The 18,137-nt window shown below is 47.0% G+C and carries 16 protein-coding genes, 1 tRNA gene and 1 pseudogene; 5 read left to right on the forward strand and 13 right to left on the reverse strand.

Features of this window, described 5'->3' with window-relative positions; translation table 11 throughout:
- Positions 1–4 precede the first annotated feature (4 nt).
- A complete protein-coding gene (locus tag OM95_RS02390) occupies positions 5–574 on the reverse strand; it encodes a hypothetical protein (RefSeq protein ID WP_041870049.1) in 570 nt (189 codons plus the stop codon).
- Positions 575–626: 52 nt separating this feature from the next.
- Entirely contained in the window at positions 627–2,594 is a 1,968-nt protein-coding gene (gene nosZ, locus OM95_RS02395) for a Sec-dependent nitrous-oxide reductase (RefSeq protein WP_041869937.1), read from the reverse strand.
- Between the two features lie 118 nt (positions 2,595–2,712).
- Between nosZ and OM95_RS02400 the strand changes: the two genes are divergently transcribed.
- On the forward strand, positions 2,713–3,171 hold the full coding sequence (locus tag OM95_RS02400) for a c-type cytochrome (RefSeq protein WP_041869938.1): 459 nt from the start codon (positions 2,713–2,715) through the stop codon (positions 3,169–3,171).
- Between the two features lie 12 nt (positions 3,172–3,183).
- The gene (locus tag OM95_RS02405) at positions 3,184–3,729 is read left to right on the forward strand and encodes a fasciclin domain-containing protein (protein ID WP_041869940.1); all 546 of its coding nucleotides are present in this window, start codon (positions 3,184–3,186) and stop codon (positions 3,727–3,729) included.
- Between the two features lie 76 nt (positions 3,730–3,805).
- Here the strand turns inward: OM95_RS02405 and OM95_RS17025 are convergent, their stop codons facing one another.
- The 3 genes from OM95_RS17025 to OM95_RS02415 form a co-directional block, all read right to left on the reverse strand.
- Complete coding sequence (locus OM95_RS17025; RefSeq protein WP_291515466.1) at positions 3,806–3,979, reverse strand: hypothetical protein; 174 nt, start codon at positions 3,977–3,979, stop codon at positions 3,806–3,808.
- A 141-nt stretch (positions 3,980–4,120) separates the two neighbouring features.
- Positions 4,121–5,626 carry an ATP-binding protein gene (locus OM95_RS02410; protein WP_041869942.1) on the reverse strand — a complete coding sequence of 502 codons (1,506 nt, stop codon included), beginning with the start codon at positions 5,624–5,626 and terminating at the stop codon, positions 4,121–4,123.
- A 168-nt stretch (positions 5,627–5,794) separates the two neighbouring features.
- Entirely contained in the window at positions 5,795–6,187 is a 393-nt protein-coding gene (locus OM95_RS02415) for a hypothetical protein (protein WP_041869944.1), read from the reverse strand.
- A gap of 315 nt (positions 6,188–6,502) precedes the next feature.
- On the opposite strand from OM95_RS02415, the gene OM95_RS02420 reads away from it, so the two are divergent.
- A complete protein-coding gene (locus tag OM95_RS02420) occupies positions 6,503–7,354 on the forward strand; it encodes an SDR family oxidoreductase (protein ID WP_291515467.1) in 852 nt (283 codons plus the stop codon).
- 72 nt (positions 7,355–7,426) lie between these two features.
- Here OM95_RS02420 and OM95_RS02425 read toward each other — a convergent pair whose 3' ends face one another.
- The 3 genes from OM95_RS02425 to OM95_RS02435 form a co-directional block, all read right to left on the reverse strand.
- Positions 7,427–10,261 carry a hypothetical protein gene (locus OM95_RS02425; RefSeq protein ID WP_041869948.1) on the reverse strand — a complete coding sequence of 945 codons (2,835 nt, stop codon included), beginning with the start codon at positions 10,259–10,261 and terminating at the stop codon, positions 7,427–7,429.
- A 183-nt stretch (positions 10,262–10,444) separates the two neighbouring features.
- Entirely contained in the window at positions 10,445–12,343 is a 1,899-nt protein-coding gene (locus OM95_RS17030) for a DUF4105 domain-containing protein (RefSeq protein ID WP_291515468.1), read from the reverse strand.
- Position 12,344: 1 nt separating this feature from the next.
- Positions 12,345–12,680 (reverse strand): hypothetical protein, encoded by a 336-nt coding sequence (locus OM95_RS02435; RefSeq protein ID WP_041869950.1) that lies wholly within the window; start codon positions 12,678–12,680, stop codon positions 12,345–12,347.
- 634 nt (positions 12,681–13,314) lie between these two features.
- On the opposite strand from OM95_RS02435, the gene OM95_RS02440 reads away from it, so the two are divergent.
- Positions 13,315–13,397, forward strand: a tRNA-Leu gene (locus tag OM95_RS02440).
- 48 nt (positions 13,398–13,445) lie between these two features.
- Here the strand turns inward: OM95_RS02440 and OM95_RS02445 are convergent.
- The 4 genes and pseudogenes from OM95_RS02445 to OM95_RS02460 form a co-directional block, all read right to left on the reverse strand.
- Positions 13,446–13,592, reverse strand: a pseudogene (locus tag OM95_RS02445) (DUF1398 domain-containing protein); the annotation flags it as partial.
- A 189-nt stretch (positions 13,593–13,781) separates the two neighbouring features.
- Positions 13,782–14,996, reverse strand: a complete 1,215-nt coding sequence (locus OM95_RS02450; RefSeq protein ID WP_041869951.1) for a DUF6178 family protein — start codon at positions 14,994–14,996, stop codon at positions 13,782–13,784.
- Positions 14,997–15,198: 202 nt separating this feature from the next.
- Complete coding sequence (locus OM95_RS02455; RefSeq protein ID WP_041869952.1) at positions 15,199–15,552, reverse strand: DUF1428 domain-containing protein; 354 nt, start codon at positions 15,550–15,552, stop codon at positions 15,199–15,201.
- Between the two features lie 177 nt (positions 15,553–15,729).
- Complete coding sequence (locus tag OM95_RS02460) at positions 15,730–16,194, reverse strand: hypothetical protein (protein WP_041869955.1); 465 nt, start codon at positions 16,192–16,194, stop codon at positions 15,730–15,732.
- A gap of 251 nt (positions 16,195–16,445) precedes the next feature.
- Between OM95_RS02460 and OM95_RS02465 the strand changes: the two genes are divergently transcribed.
- On the forward strand, positions 16,446–17,576 hold the full coding sequence (locus tag OM95_RS02465) for a YbdK family carboxylate-amine ligase (protein WP_041869957.1): 1,131 nt from the start codon (positions 16,446–16,448) through the stop codon (positions 17,574–17,576).
- A gap of 40 nt (positions 17,577–17,616) precedes the next feature.
- On the opposite strand, the gene OM95_RS17035 is transcribed toward OM95_RS02465, so the two are convergent.
- Positions 17,617–18,009, reverse strand: coding sequence for a hypothetical protein (locus OM95_RS17035; RefSeq protein WP_291515470.1), 393 nt, complete (start codon positions 18,007–18,009; stop codon positions 17,617–17,619).
- Between the last annotated feature and the right edge of the window lie 128 nt (positions 18,010–18,137).

Genomic DNA, 18,137 nt, shown 5'->3' on the forward strand with positions numbered 1-18,137 from the left:
AAATTTATCCCCAGAGCTCTTTGGCTCTTAAATAGAGAACATAAAGAACCGCTAAAAAGGAGACCATCATCAGCCACCCGCCGATTGCGGGATAGGAATAGATGGAAATATTCAGCAGAGTCTCTGAACCGAAAAGAGGCGGTTGATAAGACATTCCAGGCACCTTGATCGGAGCATCCGGACTGAGGTTGTGGCCATAGTCGTATTCCCATTTCCAAAAGTCATAAAGCGCGAAGAGCGAAAAGGCTGCGAAACTCAGGAAATAAAGACCGATACTGACAAGATGAGGCCATGCCAAGGCCACGGCACCCACAACCAGAATGCCCGCGATGAGCTTGGGAAAATAAACCAGCTCGGGAATGTCTGATGGCGTGATCGCTTTCATTCCGACATAATGGTTCAGAATGTTAATATTATTAAGATCACCTGAAATCTTATTCAGCCAGATTTGCAGATTCAATCCTTCCGGATATTGGGGCGCAAAAATAGCGATATCCCAAAGCGGCAAAATCAGTGTTGAAGCCAAAAAAATGAGACTCACCAGAAGAAGAATTCGAATTATTTTTTTATTCATAGATACCTCTAAATTCAAAAGGGCGACTTGCATCGCCCCTCTCTGATCTCCGTTATTTTCCTTGATTGAATTTTAGCGGAGTTGACGAGCCCGGCGCGGAAACTCGGATATAACCCTGCATTTCCTGGTGCAGCGCTGAACAGAAGTCAGTACAGTAGAATGGATAGATGCCTGGTTTTGAAGGCGTCCATTTGAACGTGCTAGTTTCACCTGGCATCAAAAGAAGCTCTGAGGTGTTGGCACCGATGATAGAGAATCCGTGCGCAATATCCCAGTCCTGCTCAAGATTCGTCACGTGGAAGTAGACGGTGTCGCCCACTTTAATGCCCTCGATGTTGTCAGGCATGAAGTGAGAGCGAATGGCTGTTCCATAAACGTGCACCACATTGCCTTCGCGAACCACGCGAGCCTCTTTTTCGCCCCGAGCTACGAACGGATGCTTGTTGTCTTCCAATGTGTAGATCTTTTTCACCTTGTCTTTAATTAGGCTGGCTTCGAATCCCACGGCATAGTGCGGTTCACCGACGGTCGGGAAGTCCAAAAGCATTTCCATTTTATCGCCCGAAATATCGATCAACTGCGCGGATTGCGGCAGCTCTGGTCCCACGGGCAGATAGCGGTCTTTGGTGATCTTATTCATCGCCAAAAGGTATTTACCCCAAGGTTGTTTTGAGCCACTGCCTGGAATCATGATGTGACCCAAAGAATAGTAGGTTGGGATGCGATCCACAACTTCCCAAGTTCCGAGTTTCCATTTCACGACTTCAGAGCTGACGAAGCAGGATGTATAAGCATTGCCTTTACCGTCAAATTCAGTGTGCAAAGGACCTAAACAGGGTTTTTTAACTTCTCCGGCCAAAACAGATTCGTAGTCCAAAACCTTCACGCCGTCATAGTCGCCGCTGAATTTTTTGTCTTCAATCGCCTTGACGATCTTGTTGAAGTCATAAGCGGTGATCTGAGCCGCCAGTTTGCCTCCGGCAATGATGTATTGACCGGATGGATCGACGTCAGCACCATGAGGCGATTTTGCGACCGGGGCGTAGTATAGAACGCCGTCACAGTCCTTAATATCCAACATTTTGACTTTTTCGATGGTCGTTGAAGTGGCGGTATGAGTGGCTTCATTCAACTCATTGTGAACGTGCTGGCCGTCAACGGTTTTCGCTTTGCCGGCGGCGACACATTCTTCCGCTTTTTTCCAGTTCACGATTGCCAACAAGTCTTTGTCATTCTTCGAAGCGTTGATTTCAATAAGAGTCGATGCTTTTTCGGAATTGTAAGACGTCAAGAAACAGTATCCGTGAGACATGCCTTTACCACAGGAAGCCAAGTCATAGTCGATACCTGGAACCAAAAGCTGGAAGGCCACTTCCATTTTTTCCTCTTTACCGAATTTAATAAAGGAAATGGTTCCTTTTACTTCCTCTTTCATTTTATCCAACGCCACGTCTTTATTGGGAAGTGGAATCGAGAAACGTGTCGAGGCAATAAGGTATTCGGTGTTTTCCGTAAGGTACGGAGATCCGTGATTTCCGCCAGAGTTGGGGATCTCGATAATCTCAGTCGTCTTGAATGTCTTTAAATCAATTTTGGCAATACGAGGAGTGTTGTTGGCATTGATATAGACGTAACGACCGTCCACTTTTCCGTCCGTTAAAGACAATTGCGGATGGTGCGAATCATCCCACGGGACGAAGCCGTGACTGGTGTTCAACATTTTTTTTGTTTCTTCGGTAAATCCGTAGCCGTTTTCAGGATTCACTGAATACACGGGAATCACTCTAAGAAGTCGACCTGAAGGAAGGCCGTAGACTGCGAGCTGACCGCTGAAACCTCCAGATAGAAATGAGTAAAATTCGTCGTGCTTACCAGGTGCTACATAAACTTTTTCTGCTGCGTTTTTACTGACCGATGCGCCGCCCGCGCTGGAGGGTTTCTTCGGCGTACAGGCAAACATTGATGCCGCAAAGCCGATGCCCACTGCGACAGTGACCATAGTTTTGTTATTTATTTTCATGGCAGTTCCTTTCATTTTTTTTGACGTTGCCATTGGTGTTTGTGCCATAACATGACTTACATCACTTATCTTAATTCGTTGTTCGGATATTATGTCCTTCGTCATAAGGAGATAGAATATGCAGAAAATTGTCTTAGCGTTTCTTGTTATCAATATGTTTTCAGTTGTGAGTTGTACGAAGAAAGAAGAAGTGAGTAGTCCCGATGTTTTCTCTGCGGCTGCAGCACCTACGACTGGAGGTGGAGACATTGGAGTGGGTCCTATTACTTCTCTGGTTCTTGAGTCAGAAATTAAAGCCGACTTGGTTAAACATGGTACGGAAGTTTTTTCGGCTAAATGCGCTGCTTGCCATAAGATGGGAGAAAGATATGTGGGGCCGGATCTGAAAGGTGTCACGGAACGAAGAAAGCCCGAGTGGATCATGAATATGATCTTGAATCCTCAAGAGATGACACAAAAGGATCCAATCGCTCAGGAACTTCTGGGTGAGTACATGACACAAATGACTTTTCAGAATGTCACTCAGGATGAAACCAGAGCGATTCTTGAGTACTTCCGCAGTATCGATAAAAAATAGAGGAAAAAGTATATGAAAAAGATAGTTGGTTTAATGGTGATTGCTGTTGCACTCAATTCCTGCACCAATAAAGCAGATGTTTCTTCAGAAGGAACGGCGGCGGCTCCGGTGCCAGGACAGGCCGCGGTGGTCGATGATGTTTCACAAAAGAATGTTGTGCAGATTGCTGTGGGTTCTAAAGATCACACGGTGCTGGTGAAAGCACTTCAAGCGGCAGAGCTTGTTGACGTTCTAGCTAATCCCGGGCCGTTTACGGTATTTGCTCCTGTGAACAGTGCTTTTGATAAACTTCCTGCGGGCACCGTGGAAGGTCTTTTGAAAGCGGATAAAAAAGAGGCGCTGGCAGATATTCTTCAGCATCACGTTTTTGTTGGAATTCTTAAAGAGGCGGATTTGACTGACGGGCGCGTCTTGAATCAAGTCGATCTGACCGATGTGACGATTCACCGAAAAGACGGCAAGCTTTATGTGGACGATGCTTTGATCGTAGCTTCGGTCCCTGCTGCGAATGGTATTATTCATATCATCGATGGCGTACTTTTACCGAAGAAGAAATAGATTTCCTCCGGAGAGTGTCTCGACTCATTCTCCGGGCGTTGTTCCTAGAACCCACGGCACTGTTGTCGTGGGTTTTTTATTTGCGTCGCAACAGGAATAGAACTGGGCAGGCGCCGGCTTGGCAACATCGTTTCGCGATGTCTTGGAAAGAGCCTTGATTGTTATCCAGTGTTTTAATCAGGATCATGGCCTCTTTTGAGAGCTGGGAACTTTGACATTCGCTTCCGGAAAACAAACGAACCACTCGCATGGTGCACCTCCGCCTTATTCAGGATACGGGAAGGCTTGTATAAGAATCCAGTTGTTGAGAATAAATCCCGCTAGGTGAAAATTCGTTGAGAAATCCTCCGAAGGAGGATTTCCGCCATTTTGCTGATCTTGATTTGCTTCCCTAATATGAAAGAGGAAGTTCAATTTTTAAAGAGGCACCTGCCTTCTGATTTATCGCCCGCTGATTGGAGATGTGAATGCTGCCGTTGTGAAGTTCAGCTATAGTTCGCATAATTACGGCGCCCAGGCCTAAAGAGATATGGCCTCCTTTGGTGATTTTCCTTCCTTGAAATTCCTTGCGAACGCCAAAGTTTTTTAAAGACTCGTCGTCGAAGCCGGGGCCGTCGTCATTGATATGGATTTGAAGTTTGTCTTTTTCTTTCTTTAGTTCGACATGGACTCTTGTTTCCGCATAACGAGAAGCGTTGTCCAATCCATTTCGTAATAGGCGTAAAATCAAGTGAGGGTCACCAAGTACAATGCCTTCGATGTCTTGCAGTTGGGTGTCGAGTGTCCAGGTCAGGCTGTTCCCCGAAGCATTTTGTCGCGTTTTAATTTCTTGAAGCAGAAGCTCTTGCAAATCAATGTGCGCAGTGGTGGCTTTATAATGGGGCTCATCGAGAGCGGCGATTGTCATCAGTTTTTCCAGAAGATCTTTCAAATAGTCCACCTCACTATTTAAGACACTAAACAGATGGTGTTTTTCCTCGGAACCTAATTTTTCGTGATGAAGTTCCAAAGTTTCAAAATTCGTTTTCAAGCTGGTTAAAGGAGTGCGTAAGTCATGTCCTAGTTCCTGTAGCAGTTCCTTTCTTTTTTTTTCGGTGGTATGGATGCGGCCCACCAGCATTTCAATTTCTTCAGCCATCCGATTGAAGTCCACCATCAGTCCCGCAAATTCATCAAAGCGCCGGATTTCAAAGCGGGCTTTCAGGTCGCCTTGCTCCAGACGATGAAGAACCGAGCGGGCTTCGTTTGATTTTCTATGAAGATAGAAAAATAGTACAACCAATGCGATTACCAGCCCGATCAGGATCATCGCCGAAGTCAGAACAGCCTGCGCGATCAATAGAGGTGCGAAGGGCAGGGATTTATTCTCGCGAACCACTAAAAAGAGCGGAAGATCGGTGGCAAGCTTAATCACAGAGACAGACGGTCGAAGACGGAAGAAGTCCTCCTGATTGAGAATTTTCTTTTCGTCATTGGGACGAGGCAAGGACGACCAAGACAGGTTCCATTTCGACGGCCCTTTCTGTGCAAGAATTTCACCCGTTTCAGAGACCAACCACATCTCAGGACCCGGCGGTGGTCCCGGCGGCCTCGGCGGTCTTGGTGGACGAAAGCCATTCGGTGGTGGTGGCATATGAGGGCCTGGCGGACCAAACGGTGGAGGAGGACCGAAACCCTGATCTTCCTGCAGAATCTTTTTTGCATGACGAAGATCTTCCCAGGACATTTTTTGAATTTTACGGGAAAGGGACGAAGCATAAAAAGTTAAAAATTCCTCCCGGAATCGAGACGCTTGAGTAGAAGCAAAACGATTTAAAAACAGCAGCGAGGTGACGCTTAAAACGAGGGCCAACAAGATACCGAACAGAGACATTTTTATCAGAGCTTTGCGATTCATGAATTCATTGAATAACAGAAGTATTGAAGCTTTATGGAAATCTCAGAGTGGCGCAGATCTGTCTCACAATAAGTCGCTTGGGGTGGGGCGTCGCGGGAGATAAAGGGGGGGCGTCGGCGGAACGGAGGAGACAGCTCTGCCATCTCCTCTGAATTGGCGCCTTGATTATTAAGCCGCACGCTTTTCAGCGCGTTTTTTCCAAACAGGTTGCATTTTCTTATAGAACTTCACATTGTTTTCGTAAGACTTCGAGTACTCTTTTGTGTACTTATTGAATTTCTTGTCAAGCCATGCGTAATAACAAGTGTACATGTAATTGGTGAAGAACTTTGTCATCCATTGGTGCGGGCCGTTTACAGGGAATTGATATTTTGCGAAAAAGTAAGGAATTTCCTGATTGAAAGAGCGCCACCATTCCATAGCCTCTTTCTTGTGTACGAAGTTACCCACGAATAAGGGTTTGCCTTCGAAAGTGAAACCAACTTCGTAGCCGTGACCCGCAGGTTTATAATAAGATTTAAACTGATATCCGTAGTACTCGTAGTGCTTTGTTTTGTTCATAAAAAAACGTCCTCCTCATTGGATGGTTACGTTTCGGATTTTTAAAGAACGAGTTAACGGGACTCTTCTGATATTTCAGAGAATAAGAAATGGAGGAGTGTTTTCCACCCTAGGGGACTCTGGACCTTTGTTCCTTTGTGAAAGCTGTGGCGAGGTGGAAATTCGCAGCAACAGGGTTTTGTGTGTCTCTGGGAGACGCTCTCCTTGCGTCCCTCGGTCAGGTTTATAATTTTCCACAAGGCCCGGTCGCAGTCGAGCGAAGGTGGACAGTTGAAGACGGGTCATGATACCAAAGAAACAGCAAGGGAGTTTTTCTTGAAACAGATTTTGGTAACAGGAGCGTCGACGGGCATTGGGTTTGATCTTACCAAGAGGCTTTGTGAAAAAGGTCATCGGGTATGGGCCGGTGTCCGACGTCCCGAAGTTCTGCAATCCTTGCAGTCCCGATATCCTGAACTCTTGACCGTGTTGAAATTAGATGTCGTGAACGAACAAGATATTCAGAACGCTTTTACAACAGTCACCGAAACGTGGGATCGTCACCGAGAATTTATTTTAGTGAATAATGCGGGCGTGGCCATCGGGGGGCCGATCGAGGCATTGCCTTTAAAGGAGTGGCGCGATCTCTTTGCCGTGAATGTTTTTGCGCCTGTTCGTCTGACGCAGATTTTTTTGCCTCTTTTAAGGGAAACCCGCGGCAGGGTTGTTAACGTTGGCTCTATCAGCGGGCAAATTTCCACACCTTTTTTGTCGCCTTATTGTTCTTCCAAGTTTGCGTTGCGGTCCTTTAACGATTCGTTACGCCGGGAAATGATGCCGTTCGCGGTGAAGGTCATTTTGATCGAAGCGGGCCCGGTCCGCACCGAGATCTGGTCCAAATCCATTTCCCATAGCGAGGACCGGCAACGCGAAATGAGTGAAGAGATGCGAAAAGTCTACGGTCCTCAGTTGGAAGCTCTCAAAGAGGGTGTGAGTGAAACGGTGAAGACGGCGATTCCGGTTGAAACCGTGACGGAGGTTATGCTTCAGTCAATAGAATCACCTCGTCCTGACCGCTATTATTTGTTAGGCAAGAACGTGAAGCTTTTCGCGGCGATGGGACGCTTTTTACCTGCGGCTTTAATCGATAGGTTGATGGGGCGCGGATTTAGGATGAGACGTATCTAAATTAAAATGTGATTCAAGAAAAACAGAAAAGCCGGGAAGACCCGGCTTTTCTGTTTCATATCGTGTGAGGAATTACTTTGTCAGCGGATTGATTTCGTTGACAAGAGTCGCATCCCAGGAAGGCGTCAAAGAATAGTTTTTAATTCTAGTTCCAGAAACGTTGTAAGAGGCGCTAACACCCTTACCCGCAGTTCCGGCGACGGCCGCCGAAAGGACTGCCTGGAATGTGAAAGGACTTGCCGTTAATGACTTACCAAAGTCAGCGTAAGCGGTGGTGAAGGCACGGCGATCGCCACGTTCTAACGCCGCCTTCATGTCGCGCAGATTGACAATAGCCTCGCCCGTCGCAGCTAAGGTCGCTTCCTGAGCCTGGCCAATACAGACATCGATATTGTAGTCATAGATCGTTCCACACATACCGATTGGATCTGTCGAAGACCAGTTGTTTTTACGGTCAAAGCCATTACCTCGGACATAACCATTTAAGAAGACTTGCGCATCACGCTCAAGCTTGCGCGAAGCTGAGCGATCGGTTGCCAATGCCATTAAGAAATCCGTGGCCGACTTATCAAAAGTCAGTTGGAAAGACAGGGCGCCATAGCCCAGGTTGTTCATTTTTGGAACTTCTACGTAAAGTTCCTTATGCATTCCCGTCAATGCCACAAGTTGGTTCACCACGCGCTGAAGTTCAGAACCTTTGGTGTGAGTGTCAGTATAAGACACGATGAACTGCCCCATGTAACCCGAGTCCTGAAGCTCGTTTGTATTCACGTCACGAACATTGTAACGGCCCGCAGAAAACGCGACTGTTGAATTTTCAATCCAGTTGAACATCCGGCTGTCGCGAGCCTTCAGGTAAACTGAATAGTTGGCGTCACCAAGGGTGTTGTCCGGGAAGTACTGCGTAAGTTGGGTTTGATTAATACGACCTTTTCCCCAGCTTGTCGTGATGTAGGGAACGCCCATGCTGATCGTGCGCAAGGCGCCGTGGGCAATGTTATCCTGTTTCGTCACGGCCAGAACCGCAGTTTCGCCCGATGCATTTACCAGTTTTTGCGCATCCAAAGCGATACCTTTGAAAACAAAGTTTTCCAAGGCTTTGGCGCCCTGAGGATCGGCGGCATTGAAGACCCAACTGAATTGCGAGTCCGTCGATTTAAATTGATTTGCCGAATAAGCAATCGTCAACGTCGTACCGATGGAGGCTCCAAAGTTATTCATTTTAACGGCGGTGCGATTCACATAATAAATGGAATCATTCACTTTTTGGATGTCTGTTTTCCATTGTCCGATCGCGATGTAATTGACACCGACATTCAAGGCCACATAGGCCGCGCCGGCAGAGAACATCACGCCACCCACTTGAGCGAAGCTGATCGTGTCGCCGACTTTCAATTTTTTCAGATCTGACAATGACGAGGGAACAGCAGGCACGGTGACGTTTTCAGCCTCGTAGCCGGTTTTCACGATCGTGCGATAAGTTTTTTCCGTTCCAGCAATAGGGGCCATTCCTAAAGTTAAAGCGGTGCCGGGTTTCCAGGCTGAATATTGAGCGACCACGGCGCCACCTATCGCGCCGGTCACAGCCATTTTCTTTTCAACTAAGAAACCTTTGGTCGCCGAGGCCGGCTCGATAAATTTCCGGCTGGTTCCCTGGGAAACCGTTGGGACCACAAACTGGGAATCAAGACTCGTGATTTTAGTCGGCGTCTGAATGTCCAAAGAAAGAATCGGCGAGAAGCTGAACTTCCAGGTGTTCTTTTTATTACGGACAACTTCTTGTGTGGTTTCTGTTCTTTCTTCTTCGTGAGTTTCTGTGCGCTCTTCTTGACGAACTCCCGTGCGTTCTTCGTCATGAGTTTCGGTGACTGTCTCTTCGCGAGTGCCAGTACGCTCTTCCATATGCGTTTCAGAATGTGTTTCCGTCACCAAGTCGTCACGGTAAGTGACGCGTTCACCGGCTTCTGTAACATCGGTGCGAGTGGCATCCCCGGTCATAAGCATTTGATCGTTTGTATAGACATAGACGGTATCGGTATCGTCAACCAAACCGTTGCTATTGGTATCTTGCCAGAATGCGACACTCGTTTTTGTTCTATCCTCGACAGCATTATAAGTGGTCGTTGTGATCGTGCGTCCGCGATGAAGAACTCCAGATCCATCCACGTAGTCGGCGGGATTAGAAATAACTGTCGTCGTATTGGCGTTGCGAACCCCCGTGGTCGTCCAGCCAGAGATATCGATAACACCATTGTCCCAAGGAGCCTTCGTCCCTGACGAAGCTAACGCCGCTTTTACATCTTCAGCACTGGTGGGGGCACCATGGATCACCCAATAGTTGGCGTAGTCGCCGCCAAAGATTTTTTGAGATTCACTAGGGGTGAGCTGGGCACTATTCGCCAGGATGCTGTTCGTTACATCAGCCACCGTTGAGACACTTGAAGAAGCCCATCCAGAAGTGAGGGCGTACGATGCTGTTGAGTTGGTAACTGAATAGGGGGTGACGACCTCTGTTCGTACGACGGAAGTTGTCGTCCAAGTCGTTGTTACCGGAACTGTGTAGGTATAAGGAACCGTGACCGTCGTTGTTGTCGTTACGGGGACGGTGTAGGTGTAAGGGACATCTACGATGGTTGTCGTGGTGACCGGAACCTTAACTGTGTTGGTGTGAAAAACCACGGACTCGGTGATTTTAGGCGAAACACCGTTGGGATTGACGTAGACAAAACCCAAGCCGTTAAAGATCGGAGAGTTTTGCATGAATGCGCTCATGTCTGTGCTGAAGTTGGTTCTGTAAGTCGGTTTGTAAAGTTTCGCCGCCTCTTCTAAAGTGAGTGGTGGCGTGTTTTCTTGTGCATGAGAAATAGATGCAGTCACTAGAAGTGACAGCAAGACCTGCAATTTCATTTGTACCTCGATGTATTTTGACCAGAACGATATAAAGCGTTCGTCGGGAAAACGGGAGCTAAGTTTCGTCTGGGAAGGGCTTCTGGAAAAAAATTCTCAAGACCTCTGCGGAGGCATTGAAAACTGTGCTGTGTTTACATCTAAGCGATGGAAATATTTCATGAGTCCGGGCAAAGACGCAGTTTAAAATAGAGCCTGCAAAACTCGCAGCCGCTGCTCCGCTACGACGACATCGTTTAACAAAGGGGCGTACTTGGACTGAAGATGTTCGCGGGCGCTTTTGAAGTCTTGGGAGGCCTCATCAATTCTCGGCCAAAGGTCGCTGTCATTGAGGTCTTCGACCTCGTTCTTCAATGGCATGCCATAGGATTTTGAACTTAAGAGCAGGCCAGGGGTGGAGGTGTTGCGATTCAGTAAAGACACTTTTTTATAGGAATCATTTATCACAAAGTCGTCGCCGTTTTTTTCCAGTGACCGATAAATTTGCGACCAGGTATTGACGCGCAATAGAGCATAGTGACGGTTTTCCAGAAGATAAAGATTCAGCAGGGTGATGCGGGGCAAGGACTGCAGATTGGCGAAGTGGCGACTTTTCGAAGTTTCATTCCAAGAAGCATAGTCCTCAAGGGAGCGGAAGGACGTCCCTAATTTTTCATTGAGATTTTTTATAGCGTCGCTGAAGACCCGAAGTTTGGACGGGTAGGAATATCCCGGCCTCTTCTGTAAAGATTGAATTGCGCCGATCTGCTTGAGGGTTTCGGCCAAAGAAATTGGCGTTGTCGCGAAAACTTCCTGTAACAGCTCATTTTCGGGGAATGCGAATTTCATCAGGTTCAGGGTTTCGGTAGCGCAGTTGTTGCTCAGGAAGTAGTAACGGCCCTGATGATTCCAATGGGAATAAATGGCGGCAGATAGAAACTTTTTCCTCTGTTCTTTCGTCAGAGGTATTTCGAAACTTTGTAGATCGCGAAGCTCGTTGGTGTTGTATTCCGTAATGATTGAAGCCATCGGGTAGAAAAAGGCGACGGAGTCGTATTTTCCCTGCAGTCCCATCGCGTTGTTAATGAATAGTTCATCGACCCGGGCGCGAAAGCTCAGCACTATGCTATTGGCTGTGTTATTCCGACAGGATTCTTGCAGGGGCGTGTTCTTCGGGCAGAAAATGAATCGGATCATCGCATGCCCCCAACGGCTCATGACCTCGGGGCCAGGGCCTGCCAATAAATAATCGACGGCATAAAGTCGTTCCGGATCAAGAGCCATTGATGTTTTGCTAAAAGACGATGGGTCCGTCACAAAAACAGTATTATTTAACTCGGGACAAGTTGTTGAAGGAAAGGGGGCCCAGTCAAAACGGGACTTAAAGAATTCGTAGTGAAAAGGGCGACGGCATTTATATTCAGGATCAAGCAGAAAGTACTCAAGGTTCACCGCGAAAGCTTCCTGAGGGCTAGAGTATTCGTAAGGATCGGGGCTGCGAGAAAGCAAAAGCTCGTTCAAGCGGCGGTGATTCAGAGAACTTTGTGCCACCCAACCGACGAGATTTAAAAAAGTATGGCTATCAGAGATCGAGAAACGTCTGTTTCTATACAACTCACAGCTTAAGCCCGTCGTTCCGCCGTCGTTAAGGCAATTCACGATCGCATTGGACTCCAGAGCCGTGAAGTCCCGAGCTTGATCGTAAATATGTGCTGCTTCATGAATCAGGGTCGCTATTAAAAATTGATCCACATTGCGGTGGTGGAAGGATTTCTTTTGGAAGTCCAGACCCGTGGTCTTAACGACCGTCGCATCGGTGATGGCGCGGCGCTGTCCCCAGAAAGTGGCGAGGGAAAGAAATGTCTTGCCCACGAAGATGGACTTTCCTTTTTGATAAGCGATGTGATCTGGATCGCTGAAAGAGGGATCGACTTGCACGCGAGCTTTGGTCAGCGTATTTTGCATCATCGGCGGCAGTTTTTGCAGCGCCTGATGATAAATTTCAGTGACCAGCCCCTCGTTCGGTTTGGCAAGTGCATTTGCGGAGATGCTGATCATCACAAAAAATGCAAAGGACCTTAAAACGAAGGGCTTGTGTTTCATCTTAAAGACCCTTAGCGATAAGTTTAATGATTTCTTCGTCTGAAAGAACCACCTGCTGAGTTGTGGCTTCTTGGCGAAGGATCGTGATCGCCTCAACCAGAAGATCGGAAACTTCTCCATTTTGAAGGGCTACGACGGCGTCGACTTGAGCGGCATCCACGATTTTTTTATAGTGTTTGCTGACGGAAATGGGTTGGCCTTCTGTGATCTGACTGCCAGATCCGTCCGGGGCGCTGGCGGAAGTAGCGACGTTATTGGAATAAGAGACCTGTTCTGCATAAGCAGCACTTACGGATAGAGTCGTTAAAATAAGGGCGAAACCTGTTTTTATTTTCATGAAATTCTCCTTGAGGGTTGGGTTTAAGTTCGCGCAGTTTAAATGAAACCCTTTAAGGACAGGGGAAATATTCAAAAAGAGGTGTACGAATTCGCTCTGCTTAGACTAGAGCGCCTGATGTTTACTTTATAACGGCAAAGATTGTGTAAAAAAGAATGGGGATGGGTAAGTCTTTGGCAAAAAAAATGGGGGAGGTCATCCCTCCCCCGGACTCACGAAGGGAACCACCAAACCTTCGAAGAGTCGCAAAACACATAGAATTTAAATCACTTTCAAGAGGCCCTTTTGTTCTTCACTTCCACCCTTTGGGGGCGGCGGGCCACTGTGATCCAGAGGGCGTACATTACGACTCCGGAGTAGAAGATACAGAACATTGCTACGTCATGTAATTCAGTCATAAGTTCGTCTCCTTTATTCGGCCTTCCTTGGCCTCGGATTCAAGCAGTGCCATCCTAGCGTCTTCTTGTTTCCGTCTTAAGAGCATCCGTGCTCTTACTCATAGGACTGGTAGGCTACATATTCAGGTTAAAGTTTTTTGCTAAAAATGTGTGCATTTCGAGGTCCAGGCCGTGATTTTATTGCGTACTGCAATATATTGACTCTGGGGAATGACAATGGTCTTATTAAGTCTCGCGCGCGGATGGTGGAATTGGTAGACACGTACGTTTGAGGGGCGTATGCGCAAGCGTGAGGGTTCAAGTCCCTCTCCGCGCACCACTAACAGCTTTAAACTGCTGTTCATTCTGGGGTCGGTCCAGGCTCCAACTACTTTTTAATTTCGATGGCCGGATAGTCTTCCACGCAGGACTCGCCATTAACTCCGTAATAAGTGACTTTTCGATTCACAAAATCCGCTTCATAGCTGACAACACCCGCATTCCACGTGGTGGTAAGAAACTCGGGGAATGTGCTCGATGGACAGGGCATATTTTTGGGCTTCTTTAAGAGTTTCAATAAGTGAGCTCATATGAATTCTCCGGCTATTCAATGGGGTTCGTATTGAGTTGGTGGGCCTTTGCCACTTTACCAAGAAGGTTCATCAAAGTGTTTCGCTCCGAGGTGGTCAGGACTGAAAAAAAACGTGGAATCTATGAACGCAAATTACTTCTTAAATTTCTTCCAGCCGATTTTAAACAGCTTCACGAGTTCACCTTCGTTGATATCGTCTTGCATACTCTGAGCGACTTGAAAACCGCGATCACAAACAGATATGGCTAAATCCATGGCTTCAATAGGACGCAAAGGTTCTTTTCGATGCTGATATCCGGTCATTAAAATATTCGCCAGATAGTTCAGCTCGCCAAGTTTTTTCTGAAAAAGCTCTTGGTTGCTCGTCCGCAGTTCGGTGAGATAGTTTCGAATAGCCGATCTTTCTTTGGCCGAAGATAGCTGCAAAGGAGTTGAACTTGTTTCCGCGTGAAGGCTGTGCATTTTGAGGATTTGTAGAAGATTTGGCGAAATCGTTTTAACCCCCTGAGGTTTACCAGGCTTAAGGTTGCGAAAGTACATTTTAGTGATGTGATCCTGCTCCTTCTCAGACTGCAGCTCTGCCAGCGTGCTTTGTTCGATCATTTTTAAGAATGCTGTGGACGTTGAGGCGGTAACAAAACCTTGCTCTTCACGGCGCTCGCTGCGTTTAGCGGTGACATCACCTGTGATCACTTCACCTTCGCTCAGAAGTTCATAAAGTCCGTCCGAGTCATCAATCTCCTCCAGGCTGATTCTTTGTAGGCGCGAAAGAAGACGATCTAAAATATCCTGATGCTCTTTTTGCATAGCTATTAAAAGATGCGAGATCGTGTCCCAATGCTGGGCGGATTTAGCCATAATGACATATTCACCCAGGTCCATATTGTGAACGCTTTCCAGGGCTTTTTCCAGGTAGCGGTTTTTACTGTGTTCGTCTTCATCGGCTTCCTGGGCCATCAAGGCCAGCTCATCGTTTTCGATAGCCAAAATCTTTTCTGCGAGCACGGCGCAAAGAAGATCTTCGTCCATTTCCGCGATTTTTTCGACGGCGAAAGAGGCGCCAATCTCTAAAAGAATTTCTAGCCAGGTGAGGAAACGCTCAGAGTTGAGCTGTTCGTCAGCGCCCTGCTTTGGGCTTAACCAGATATCTTGTTCCATAGCATCGTGAAGTTGTTCTGAACTGACGAGCATTAGAAATTCGCCCGCGTCCTCTAAGCCGATCTGCTGAATAATTTTTTTAACAACCCCTGAATCAAGGTTCTGAATATCGCGAACCAGATCTGCATTGGCAATGAGTTGCGTTAATAAACTTTGGGAATCTGCTTTCAGTGTCAGCGATTTGGTCATCGGCGCCTCCACCTTGATGGTGGGAAGGCTTTATAAAAAAGGGAAGAGAAATTCAATGGGGTGAAAATAAAGAGCCCAACAGTACGGTTTTTTTTGACAACCCTCTAGGAGAGGTCTATACTTTATGATATCAGCACAGATGAGGCTTTAAGAAGATCCGTCGGACCCAATTTTTCGGCAAGGCCCGCTGAAAGCAACGTTACTAAGCTTCCACAACCGCTTTAAATTCTCCTACTGAAAACCGTTTCATATCAAAAGGCATCTCGCCGTTTTGTGCCTGCATGCGCGGATCCGCGTAGACTTTTTTGACGACCTTGTTGCGATGGGCTTTGTTTTTGTAAATGATAAACGCAAAAATCAAGGTTTCATTCGCTTTCAATTTATAGACTTTTGCAAAAGGGGTACCCCACGGGCTTTTAAGATTGGCCCCAACGCATTCGAAGTATTGCAGAGCTCCGTGCTCCATCCATATTTTGCAGCCAAGCTTTGCCATTTTTTTGTAGGCATTGATTTTGGTCTTTTTCACAGGAATGAGATATCCGTCCACGTAGCTCATAAGCTCTCCTTTAGATATTTGTTCTTGCATAAGTGACCGCGATGTCAGGTTAAAGTTTTTTGATAAACTAAGCAATCCAGGTTCTACCACCACGATGGCGGTAGAAGGGATGTGTTTTTTCAGTGTTTCTTTTTCGACGGCGTCGCCTTGATTCGGCGGAGGAGCGGGGGCTCGTTGCTATTTCAGTTTTTGTATTTTCGCGTCTTTCAATACGGTGACATCTGTATAGGAATTGGGGCCGTCGTTCACGGTCTTCACGACATCGACCAGTTCCAGGGAAGCACGGTCTTCAGCGTCCTGTTTGGGGAAAAGACGAATGATGTAGGTCGTGGTATCTTCGTCACTTCCCAGGATGACGTAAACTTGAAGAAATGGAAGTCCATCAGGTCCGCCAGCCAAAGATTTCAGCGAAGGGGTGTGCGACGCCAGGGCTGGTTCTAATTCAATATCCGTTGCCAACAATGTCACAGCTAATTTTTTATTGATCTGTACTGTCACCTGATAATCATCGCCCAAATCAATTTTGTAGACGCCGGCAGAAAGACTACCAAGATCGGCACGATTCAGGGCCGCATGACTTGTTGTCGCAAAGAAAAGTATCGACGAAAGAGCGACGAACAACCATGTTTTCAACTTTTTCACGGGAACCGCCTTTTTATAACTTTGGATTATTTTGTGCCGTTAGAATTTATCGGTTTTTCCAATTTTGGAAAGAAGGGGAGCTCGGATTTGAAAAATAGAATCGTTCGTCAAAAAAATGGACAGTCGCGAACTAACAGATATTCTGATTTAAAAATTAGACCGAGGTCTAATTTAACGCGAGCAGAGCGTTATCATTCGTTTTTGTCGATATAAATTTGCCCTAACAAGAATCTTTCCCGTAGGGTGAAATTATGACGATACCAAATATTGCCTTCGGAAAATCGGAATCTCTGACGTTAGGGGTGGAAGTTGAATTGCAAATCATCAATCCCCAGACGCGTGATCTTTATCCGATTTCTCCAGAAATTCTAGATGAGTGGTCGTTGCCGGGGCCGCACTTAAAGCCCGAGATTTTCCAAAGTATGTTGGAAATCGACACGCCTATTTGTCGCAATGTTCAAGAGGTGGAAGAAACACTTTTGCTTTCCTCTCGTGAGTTGCATCGCATTTGCCAGAAGGCGGGGGCACGCATTTCCTCCAATGGCACGCATCCTTTTGCCCGGTGGCAGGATCGGATTTATTATCCTTCCGAGCGCTACGAATATATTATTGAGCGCAACCAACATATTGCCCGACGGCTGATGATCTATGGGTTGCATGTCCATATTGGCATGAAAGATGGCGACCGCTGCATTCAGATGATGAATGAGTTTTTGTACTATCTGCCCCATCTCCTGGCGTTGTCGGCAAGTTCACCTTATTGGTCGGGACGAGATACTGGCCTCGCTTCTTCGCGCATCACTATTTTTGAATCGCATCCCGCCGGGGGGCACCCCTGCAAAGTCGAGACGTGGGCGGATTTTGAAAGCATCATTTATAAACTGACTAAGAGTCGCAGTATTGAGAGCTTCAAAGACGTGTGGTGGGATCTTCGGCCGAGTCCTCACTATGGGACACTCGAGATCCGTATTTGTGATGGTCTGCCAGGCATTCGCCGCACCTCTCGCCTGGTTTCTTTCATTCACTTGTTAGCGCGCTATCTGGAAAAAAGATTAGATAGTAATCAACAACGACCCACACCGCAGGATTGGTTGATCCGTGAAAACAAGTGGCGAGCTTCTCGCTATGGTTTGGACGCAGAAGTTCTGATTGATAACGAGGGAAACACCAAGTCCGTGCGCCAAGATATATTGGATCTGATTTCGGAAATGAAAGAGGACGCGGCAGCCATGCGCTATGAACAATATCTTCAAGATATGGTCGAAAAAGACATGGCCTCGCCCAGTTATCAGGAACAGCGCGAGGTCTTTGCGCAAAACCAGTCTTTAGAGTCTGTGGTTGATTCTTTGTGTGACTACTTCGAAAAAGATTTAAAAGTATAAAAAATGCCCTGGAGCCAAAGTCTCAGGGCATTTTCACTCCTTAGAAGGTGCTGGTACCACCGGGTGTTGAGGAGGGTGTTGTTGTCGAGGGACTTGCTGGGGTTGTTTGGTTTTGCAAATCCCGTTGGTTTTCTTCCATAGTTCTTTGCATTTCTAGTTGCGAGCGTTCCAGTTCACTTTGTCCCGGTTGCAAAGTGTTTTGTGAAGTTTGTGGACTGGTTGCGGGAGGCAGACCTTGGGGTCCTGTGGGCGCGCCACTCACGCTGGACGTAGAGTTATCCAATGTCGAACCTGTATTTGTCGTGCTGGTGGTGGAAGAACCCGTTGTTGCTCCCGACGTAGTGCCCGTCGAGCTGGGTGACGTTGTCATCTGTCCCATTCCCGTACTAGCTGCAAAGAGGCTAGTCAGTGCGATAACAAGTAGAGTTTTCATAAAAACCTCCTTGATTCCTATTGCAGGTTTTATTGTCTCGCTCTTTGGTCGTCCTTCCTAGAAATCCTCCGACAAACTCCACTTAGGGTTGGAAAAATAAAAGCTCTCTCCATATCTGAAGAGAGCTT

The organism is Bdellovibrio sp. ArHS (assembly GCF_000786105.1).
Classification (GTDB): domain Bacteria; phylum Bdellovibrionota; class Bdellovibrionia; order Bdellovibrionales; family Bdellovibrionaceae; genus Bdellovibrio.

Bases quoted from the DNA above. Each gene is read 5' to 3' on its own strand.
- OM95_RS02390 (WP_041870049.1), bottom strand. From the start codon at position 574: ATGAATAAAAAAATAATTCGAATTCTTCTTCTGGTGAGTCTCATTTTT.
- nosZ (WP_041869937.1), bottom strand. From the start codon at position 2,594: ATGAAAATAAATAACAAAACTATGGTCACTGTCGCAGTGGGCATCGGC.
- OM95_RS02400 (WP_041869938.1), top strand. From the start codon at position 2,713: ATGCAGAAAATTGTCTTAGCGTTTCTTGTTATCAATATGTTTTCAGTT.
- OM95_RS02405 (WP_041869940.1), top strand. From the start codon at position 3,184: ATGAAAAAGATAGTTGGTTTAATGGTGATTGCTGTTGCACTCAATTCC.
- OM95_RS17025 (WP_291515466.1), bottom strand. From the start codon at position 3,979: ATGCGAGTGGTTCGTTTGTTTTCCGGAAGCGAATGTCAAAGTTCCCAG.
- OM95_RS02410 (WP_041869942.1), bottom strand. From the start codon at position 5,626: ATGAATCGCAAAGCTCTGATAAAAATGTCTCTGTTCGGTATCTTGTTG.
- OM95_RS02415 (WP_041869944.1), bottom strand. From the start codon at position 6,187: ATGAACAAAACAAAGCACTACGAGTACTACGGATATCAGTTTAAATCT.
- OM95_RS02425 (WP_041869948.1), bottom strand. From the start codon at position 10,261: ATGAAATTGCAGGTCTTGCTGTCACTTCTAGTGACTGCATCTATTTCT.
- OM95_RS17030 (WP_291515468.1), bottom strand. From the start codon at position 12,343: ATGAAACACAAGCCCTTCGTTTTAAGGTCCTTTGCATTTTTTGTGATG.
- OM95_RS02435 (WP_041869950.1), bottom strand. From the start codon at position 12,680: ATGAAAATAAAAACAGGTTTCGCCCTTATTTTAACGACTCTATCCGTA.
- OM95_RS02450 (WP_041869951.1), bottom strand. From the start codon at position 14,996: ATGACCAAATCGCTGACACTGAAAGCAGATTCCCAAAGTTTATTAACG.
- OM95_RS02455 (WP_041869952.1), bottom strand. From the start codon at position 15,552: ATGAGCTACGTGGACGGATATCTCATTCCTGTGAAAAAGACCAAAATC.
- OM95_RS02465 (WP_041869957.1), top strand. From the start codon at position 16,446: ATGACGATACCAAATATTGCCTTCGGAAAATCGGAATCTCTGACGTTA.
- OM95_RS17035 (WP_291515470.1), bottom strand. From the start codon at position 18,009: ATGAAAACTCTACTTGTTATCGCACTGACTAGCCTCTTTGCAGCTAGT.